Here is a 7,961-nt window from a genome sequence, read left to right on the forward strand (position 1 = left end):
AAGAACGCTTCGCCTTCTGAATCAAATCGATATGCCCCTGATGCAAGGGAGCAAAGGTTCCAAAGACGATTGCAATTTGTTTTTTCATACGCTTAACCTTTTTATTATATTTTATTATTTCTATGGTTTTATTATAAACTATATTTTTCTTTTGTCAATAGTTTTTTATAAAATTTTATAAAAATATTTTTCAGACACTTCAAAACTGCATTAAGCGCAAAAAAAGAACCTAATGTCTTAAGCATCAGATTCTTTTTCTACAAGATTTATTGCTGATAGACTTCTTGGTAGAATTCCAGCTTGTCTCCATCCTTGAGCGTGATTTGATTGGCTCCCTTAGGAGCCATTTCTCCGTTAACCTTAAACATCCAGTAGAGACCTTTTGCTTCATCCTGAGCATGACCGTCAATGGAAGTGATAAAACCTTCTTTTTCTTCGACCTTATAGGCCTTCTTCAATGCATCCATCGCTGTTTTTCCTTCTTCAACAGCCACCGTTTTCTCACTCTTCTCCTGACCTTCTGGTGCAATGCTGATGCTGATTTTTAGTTCCTTTTTGACGGAAGAAGCAGCCGAACTAGAGCTGGTATCGTTTTTTGTTTGATTATTGCTACAGCCCACTAAAAAGAGAGCAAAGGCAAGCGTAAGTAAGCTAAAGATTTTTTTCATGATAAAGTCTCCTTAAAATAAAATACAAAATAGGATAGAAGAGCATCGTGGACCAGGCGTGGGCTAGATTGAAGCCCACTCCCGCTGCCACATAGGTCCACCAAGGCATTTGATAAAGCAAGGCTGTGATACCATCAATCACAAGACCATAGCTAAAGGCTAAAAACAAGGCCAACATACTCTGGCCAAACAAGCCTAGTCGCCGATACAGTAGGTACCATAGGCAAATAACCACCGTAAAGGATAAGATCTGGAAAAGAACCCATGGTCCCATTCCAAAGAGGAATGAAGATACAAAGATACTGATAGACATGACTAGAAGAGAGCCCTTCAAGTCCTCAAAATCCACCAAGAGAAAATACAGCGCTGTAATCGGCTTGATATTGGGTAGGCCAGCAAAGGCATAACGAAGCACGACGCAGACAGCCGCCAGAAGAGCGATTCGAGTAAGATAACGAAGAGACACAGTTTCTGCCTTTCTAAATGATATTCTTCAGAATGATAACACGGTTCTGATTAGCCTAGCAAGAATGCCAGTAAATCAGCTTTTTATGTATCCTGTCGAATCATCTCCGTTAGTCCTTGATCTCGGTAAAGCAGATCATTTCTAACTGAAAATCCCAGCTCCTGCCAAAAACGGTTGCCCAGTTCATTTCTTTCAAAAACGACCAGCGATACTTTATGGATACCAAGTCTTTTCACTGCTGACAAGGCCTGTTCGACCAGAGCTCTGCCTACTCCTTTTCTACGAAAATATGGATGGACAGCTGTATGATAAATGTACGCTCTACGTCCATCTGTGCCAACTAGAATAGCACCTATAAAGCTCTCCCCTTCCAAGGCAACCAGACAGGTCTCAGGATTGCGCTTCAAAAAGCGGGCAATCCCTTCTTCAGAGTCATCTAAGTTATTGAGCCCCATACCAGCGCAAGAGAGCCACAGCTGGTAAACAGAGGCATAATCCTTTTCTGTCATCACACGAATTTCCATTGCACACATCCTCCCTAAGCCATTTCAAATTTGAGTTGACCGCCTTTGACGCCAACTTTGAGCGTTTGACCAGCTGCCACATCTCCGGTCAGGAGCAACTCAGACAGCTTGTCCTCCACCTGCGTCTGCAGGGTACGGCGCAGCGGTCGTGCTCCCATTTCTGGATCGTAACCTTCCTGAGCCAGCAATTTCAGGGCACTAGCTTGAAATTTAAGCACGATGCCTTGCTCTGCCAGACTCCTGATCAACGGTTGCACCATAATCTTGACCACTTCCTGCATATCCTCAGCAGACAGACTGTGGAAGACCACCTTTTCATCAATCCGATTGATAAATTCAGGCCGGTAGGTCTTTTTCAATTCTTCCAGAATCCGTTTTTCCATATTGGCCTGATCAAAGCGGATGTCCCGCGCCCCAAAACCAACCGTCTTATCATCCCGCAGGGCCGTTGCCCCCAGATTGCTGGTCATGATAATGATGGTATTGGAGAAGTCCACCTTGCGGCCCTTGCTATCGGTCAGCTGACCATCATCCAAGACCTGCAAGAGGACATTGAAAATATCTGGATGAGCCTTTTCTACCTCGTCAAAGAGAAGAACTGAATATGGACGGTTGCGAACCTTCTCCGTCAACTCGCCGCCTTCTTCATAGCCTACATAGCCCGGAGGCGCCCCATTGAGACGACTAGCTGCGAATTTCTCCATATATTCACTCATGTCGAAGCGAATCAGGGCTGATTCATCATCAAAGAGAACTTCTGCCAAGGCCTTAGCCAACTCTGTCTTCCCGACACCCGTTGGCCCTAAGAACATAAAGGAACCAATGGGGCGTTTGCCGGTGCGGATGCCCGATTGATTGCGACGAATAGCTCGGCTGACAGCCGAAACTGCTGCATCCTGTCCGATAACCCGCTTGTGTAGTTCTTTTTCCAAGTTGAGGTATTTTTTGGCATCTGTCTGAGTTAATTTCTGCACAGGAATACCAGACAAGCGGCTGAGAGTCTCTAAGATATCCCCTGCTTCCACTTTCAGCTTGTAAACAGTTGGCTCCTGCTCTTTTGCCAGTAGCTGACCGACTTTTTTCAACTTTCCAGCCATCAAAGCCTGATCCACAGGCGTCAAATCCGACTGTTTATAATTCTGCGGTCCTTTGTTCTGCACAGTTGCACTGGCCTCATCCAAAAGGTCAATAGCAGAGTCTGGCAGATGCTTGCTGGTCAGGTAGCGATGTGCATACTTGACCGCTGTTTCGATGGCCTGATCACTAATCTGCACCTTGTGGTGATCCTCATAACTCTTTCTCAAACCCTGCAGAATAGCAATGCTGTCGGCCACAGTAGGTTCTTCAATAGTGACCTTGGCAAAACGCCGAGACAGAGCAGCGTCTTTTTCGATATGTTTTTGGTACTCTTCCTGCGTCGTAGCTCCAACTGTCCGCAAGGTTCCCCGAGCCAGAGCCGGTTTCAGGATATTGGCTGCATCCAAGGTTGAATCAATCCCGCTACCAGAGCCCATGATAGTATGCAGCTCATCGATAAAGAGGATGACATGGCCGTCTTCTTCGATGTCATTGATGATATTGTTCATCCGCTCTTCAAAGTCTCCGCGGAAACGAGTCCCAGCAACGACATTCATCAAGTCTAATTCCAAGACGCGCATCTTGGCAAGTTCTGCCGGAACCTGACCAGCTGCCACGCGTTGAGCCAAGCCTAGTGCCAGAGCCGTTTTACCGACCCCCGCATCACCGACTAACACTGGATTATTCTTTGTCTTGCGACTGAGGATCTGAAGCATTCGAGAAATTTCCTCATCCCGACCGATAACTGGTTCCAGACGACCAGCCCGAGCCAATTCTGTCAAATCCCGAGTATAGTCTTCCAGACCGCCGCTAGTTGAAGGAGGCATGCCCATCATATTCGCCATGGTTTGTTTAGCAGAGGCCGTGTTTTTATTTAGCGAGCGGATCGATTTGATTTCCTCTCTGCCCCAGCCAGCACGCTGCTCTAAAACCTTTCGCAAATCACTGAATCGAGGAGCTGCACTTTTATCATCATAGCCGAAACCTGCAGCTTCTAGCACACGAGCTGCCAAGGTCCCACGATCAAATAGCATGGCTAGGAGCAGGTGCTCTGTGCCTAGGCTTTTAGCATGGACGGCTTCCGCAATCTGCCCTGCTTGAGTAAAGAGCTCCTCCAAACGGTGAGAGAAAGGCAATAAGTCAAAACCGCCTTGTTTTTGATACTCTTTTCCAGTAATGTCAGAGGCTGCTTCTTCCAGTTTATCCACTTCAATAGGGAATTCATTTAGAGCCGAGCCTGCCACGCTGTAGGGATTATTAGCCAGAGCCATCAGCACCTGCCACGATTCTAAATAATCAGTAGCAAAATGACCAGCTAAGAGCTGAGCCGACTCCAAGCTTTCTACTAAAGCTTTTGAATAATTCATATTCTTAATTTCCTTTTCTATCTAATTGCTGCAAAATTTTCCGTAACATTCTAGCTCGAATCCTCGGAGCCTCTGCTCCCAATACAGCATCGCTGGCACTCGCTAGGAGCAGATCTCCCTCACGCTGGCCAATAATTTTTTCATCAAAGAGCAGCTGCATAACATCTGAAAAAACTGGCTGGCTGAGCGACTCACCGACATTGGTCAACAAATCAGACAGCATCTGGTGCCGATCGGAAAATTCAATCTTACCAATCCTGATATAGCCACCGCCACCGCGCTTGCTTTCGACGATATAGCCCCGACTCTCCGTAAAGCGTGTCTTAATCACATAATTGATCTGACTCGGAACCACCTGAAAAACATCGGCTAACTCACTGCGCTTCAGCTCGACCATGCCCGCCTGCGCCAAAATTCTTTTGATATATTCTTCTATACTATCCGAGGTATTTTTGATGCCCATGATATACCTTTCTATCTGTTATATCTAAAAATAAGCATTCAAGTCTTCTCTAACATTGACTATCTTTGACTATTATACCGAAAAAATCTATTTTTTGAAAGAAAAAGAAGTCTCAGAAAGCTTGAAAATATCTGATAATTCAGAGTAATGAAAAAGATTGATAGACTGGATAAAAAAGATTGTAAACGCTTGCTTTTTACTTTTAAAGACTTATAATAAAGGTGTGAAAGTGTGGTGTTTACACCATCAACCGTATCCAAACAATCATCATCAAAAGGAGGTTTTCCAATGAAAATAAATTGGCTCAACTATACCCATCATGTACTTAGCTGCCTGTTTATCACTCTGAGTATCTTGACTATTTTTTCTGCCGAGTATGTCGTTTTCCCAACGAGCCTTCTTCTAGGCTGTCTCCTCATTCCTCTGCTCTTTGAGCAGCATTTATTCAGTCGCCGAATGACTTGGAGCCTCAGCATCTTCTTTGCCATTCTTGCCTTTGCCCTTCTCTTTATCATCAAAACCAATCATATCTCCCTTAGCTATCCAGCAACAACCCTTCTTCTTTTTGTACTAGCAAGCCTGAGTTTTTCAAACTCCTTTATCCTTCACAAACATAAAGAACAAAAGGCCGTTAGATAAACCCGCCCAATAAAAAGTGTGGAAGCAACATGAGCTCATAAAAGCCATGGATTCCACACTTTTCTTGTTTTATCAGGAGCTAGATGGTAGCCACAAATTCTTAAATGGTTCGTTCAAGCTGCCGGTTCAAACTAGACTTTCAGAAAATTTTCTTCTCTTTATTTTCCTACTTTCATTTTATTTTTGGGAACTATATACCTGTTTACACTAACCACAAAATGGAGTGCTTCCGAAAATATACAAAAAGGCGACTTCCTTTCGGAAATCGTCTTTCATTATTTCAATAGTTCATACTCAAATAATTTACTTTCAAGCTCATTTTCGTAGTAATCGGCTAGCCTTGTTTTAAGCTCCTTTAGTTTAGTATTAACTTTTTCATTATTAAAAATCTTTTTACCATTGCCATCTTTGTATGAGGTATTTATCTCTAACTCAATTTGATATGTTCCATAATTATACTTTGAATTATATTCTGGAGTATCTTTGGCTAGTTCAAGTAATTCATCGAAGACACCTAACAACATTAAGTCCGCTCTATCAAGTTTCCCATATTTTTCTTGTTCGACCAATTCTTTACGGACTAGAGAGTTCTCATCTAAGCACATCTCGTTATTGTAAAATTTCCCATCAGAACCATGGAAGCTTAAACAATGATTTTTTTGAGATATGCAAGTCCATAACGTAGATTTTCTTAGAAAATCTATATCTTTTTTATACAAATCTCCTTTGTCGGCAGTTGTATAGTAAATATCTCTTTCATACCATTTTCTTTGAGGATACTGCTTGGCAACAAACAAAGCTGTCTGCTCTGCATAATTAGTTGTTCTAACTTGACTACCTCGTCCATGATATATAGCAATTCTAGTCATTCGTATGTCCTGCGGAGTAGTACCAAAACCACTGGCTTCTATAACCGCTAAAATATTGTCATTATAGACAGGTTTCCCATAGCTTTTCAATGACACTTCTCTACCATCGTAGCCAGTAGCAATTTTAGATAATACATCTGTTTTTAACTTTTTAGAATAATATTCTCCTAGCGTTTTGTATACTTTTCTTACAGTGACATGCTTCACATCTTTAAGAATAGCATCCTCAGGTACATCAATGACTGCAGCTCCTTTTCCAGTTCCCCACTTTTTGTCATCTTTCCAAATCTCTTTAGCTGGAACAGTTAAACTTTCTGTTATGGTATCAACTTCATTCTTCCATTGTGCGACTAAAACAGAACTTTCTTGTGCTTTAAAATTCCCTCTATTTGCTAAAAATCCATCAACGAAAGTTTTTTTCATTAATCCTACAGACTTCCAATACTTTACTGGTGCAAATAGGATGTAATAATCATGTTCGCTTCTCATAAAATACTTCTCAAACGACCAAACAAATTGATTGAGTAAATCTTTTGCATGACTACTATCCCCAGTAAATTCATCGGACATCAATTTTCTTATATAGCTGTATTTATCTTTAGATTTAACATTTCCTTCTTGAGCACGAGCTAATTCGCTAGAATAAGGGGGATTTTCAAAACCAATAATCGCAACATTTTTGTCATCTATGACTTCTTGTAATGTATTATGTTTTCCATCTGTTTCCATTGGAATTGATAAAAACTCTTCTGCTAAAGCATCCCCACCTGTTACTAAGTTTCCCTTAACAGCTTTTACCATTGAAAGTGGTGGTATGATAGCTCGTACCTTCCCAATATATTTGTTATACAAAACAAGCCATTCTTTTATTTCATAAGTATTCAAGATAACATGGCTTAACTCTTCCTCAGTTAAATAATGCTCTAATGCTCCTGTACCAGCACATCTATCCAAAATAACATAGTCCATACCTTTAGGAAGACTGCTAATAGCTTGACGAACAAGTTTAGTTGCTTCTTTAACATAAGGTAATGGTGTATAAAACGCTCCTAAATCTTTTCTATTTGCAGGGTCATTTAATGCGTCCATCACGGTGTCAAAATCGCTTTCGTCTCCACACCAAGGTAAGATATAGTTTTCGACTATTGAATTAGATGGTTGTTTGAGCATCTCAAACATTTGAGATTTTGTTGTTGTTTTATCGTGACGGTATATGTAATTCGCCCAACCTAAAATATTTGGAAAGTTGATTTCAAATTTTTGATAAACTTCCACATTGAATAATTCTCGTAAGGCTTTATTTTTAGGGTTATTTGGTTGAGATACTATGAAATCAAATTCATTTTCAGGCTTTGTTGCATTTTTAAGTGTCAGTTGTTTAACATCTTTAGAGGCACTATTTGTATAGTTTTGCTCGATTTCAGTACGATATTGAGTTGCATCATAAACATAGGCATGGTCTTTGCTAATATCAACCAAAACGATTTTGCTTGGTATTGGAATCCCACCCTTATTTCTCAACTTAGAAAGATAATGAATAGCTTGTACGAGAACTATGTTAAGGTCTGCAATGCTATTCTTAAACTCAAATAATGTACCCTTTACAATACCATCTGTATTCTCTGTTAATACATCCTTTTCTTCAAAACCAAATGTTCTCCAAAAGAACAGGTTGTCAGCTCTTTCGTTTCCAGATTGCCAACTTCTATCAATAGCTAGAGGTGTCATTTTACACCTCCAACAATTAACTTATCAAGTCCTAAAACAACATAAAAAACTTCCTCAAAAAAACGTGAAAAAGTCTGTTTTAGAGCTTGACAAAAAACACGCCCGATTACATAATCAGCGTGAGCCGTGAGCCGTGAGCCGTGAGCCGTGAGCCGTGAGC

8 protein-coding genes are annotated in these 7,961 nt (G+C 41.3%); 1 reads left to right on the top strand and 7 read right to left on the bottom strand.

All coding sequences use genetic code 11. The features are described from left to right. The 6 genes from Q0191_RS01635 to Q0191_RS01660 form a co-directional block, all read right to left on the bottom strand. A partial coding sequence (locus Q0191_RS01635; protein WP_297663238.1) for an adenylyltransferase/cytidyltransferase family protein occupies positions 1-88 on the bottom strand: 88 nt, incomplete at its 3' end. 178 nt (positions 89-266) lie between these two features. Continuing rightward, positions 267-668, bottom strand: coding sequence for a DUF4430 domain-containing protein (locus Q0191_RS01640; RefSeq protein WP_125371570.1), 402 nt, complete (start codon positions 666-668; stop codon positions 267-269). Then, a complete protein-coding gene (locus Q0191_RS01645) occupies positions 652-1,134 on the bottom strand; it encodes a hypothetical protein (protein WP_045497836.1) in 483 nt (160 codons plus the stop codon). Before Q0191_RS01645 ends, Q0191_RS01640 begins: the two co-directional genes overlap by 17 nt. A gap of 83 nt (positions 1,135-1,217) precedes the next feature. Then, positions 1,218-1,658: a GNAT family N-acetyltransferase gene (locus Q0191_RS01650; protein ID WP_005591148.1), complete on the bottom strand. Its 441-nt coding sequence runs from the start codon at positions 1,656-1,658 to the stop codon at positions 1,218-1,220. A gap of 14 nt (positions 1,659-1,672) precedes the next feature. Further along, positions 1,673-4,102, bottom strand: coding sequence for an ATP-dependent Clp protease ATP-binding subunit (locus tag Q0191_RS01655; protein ID WP_297663232.1), 2,430 nt, complete (start codon positions 4,100-4,102; stop codon positions 1,673-1,675). Between the two features lie 4 nt (positions 4,103-4,106). Beyond that, the gene (locus Q0191_RS01660) at positions 4,107-4,565 is read right to left on the bottom strand and encodes a CtsR family transcriptional regulator (protein ID WP_239192561.1); all 459 of its coding nucleotides are present in this window, start codon (positions 4,563-4,565) and stop codon (positions 4,107-4,109) included. A 288-nt stretch (positions 4,566-4,853) separates the two neighbouring features. On the opposite strand from Q0191_RS01660, the gene Q0191_RS01665 reads away from it, so the two are divergent. Beyond that, positions 4,854-5,204: a hypothetical protein gene (locus Q0191_RS01665; protein ID WP_297663234.1), complete on the top strand. Its 351-nt coding sequence runs from the start codon at positions 4,854-4,856 to the stop codon at positions 5,202-5,204. 275 nt (positions 5,205-5,479) lie between these two features. Here Q0191_RS01665 and Q0191_RS01670 read toward each other — a convergent pair whose 3' ends face one another. Next, positions 5,480-7,801 carry a hypothetical protein gene (locus Q0191_RS01670; RefSeq protein WP_297663236.1) on the bottom strand — a complete coding sequence of 774 codons (2,322 nt, stop codon included), beginning with the start codon at positions 7,799-7,801 and terminating at the stop codon, positions 5,480-5,482. Positions 7,802-7,961: the final 160 nt, after the last annotated feature.

This window comes from uncultured Streptococcus sp. (assembly GCF_938036805.1).
In the GTDB taxonomy this organism is placed as follows: Bacteria; Bacillota; Bacilli; order Lactobacillales; family Streptococcaceae; genus Streptococcus.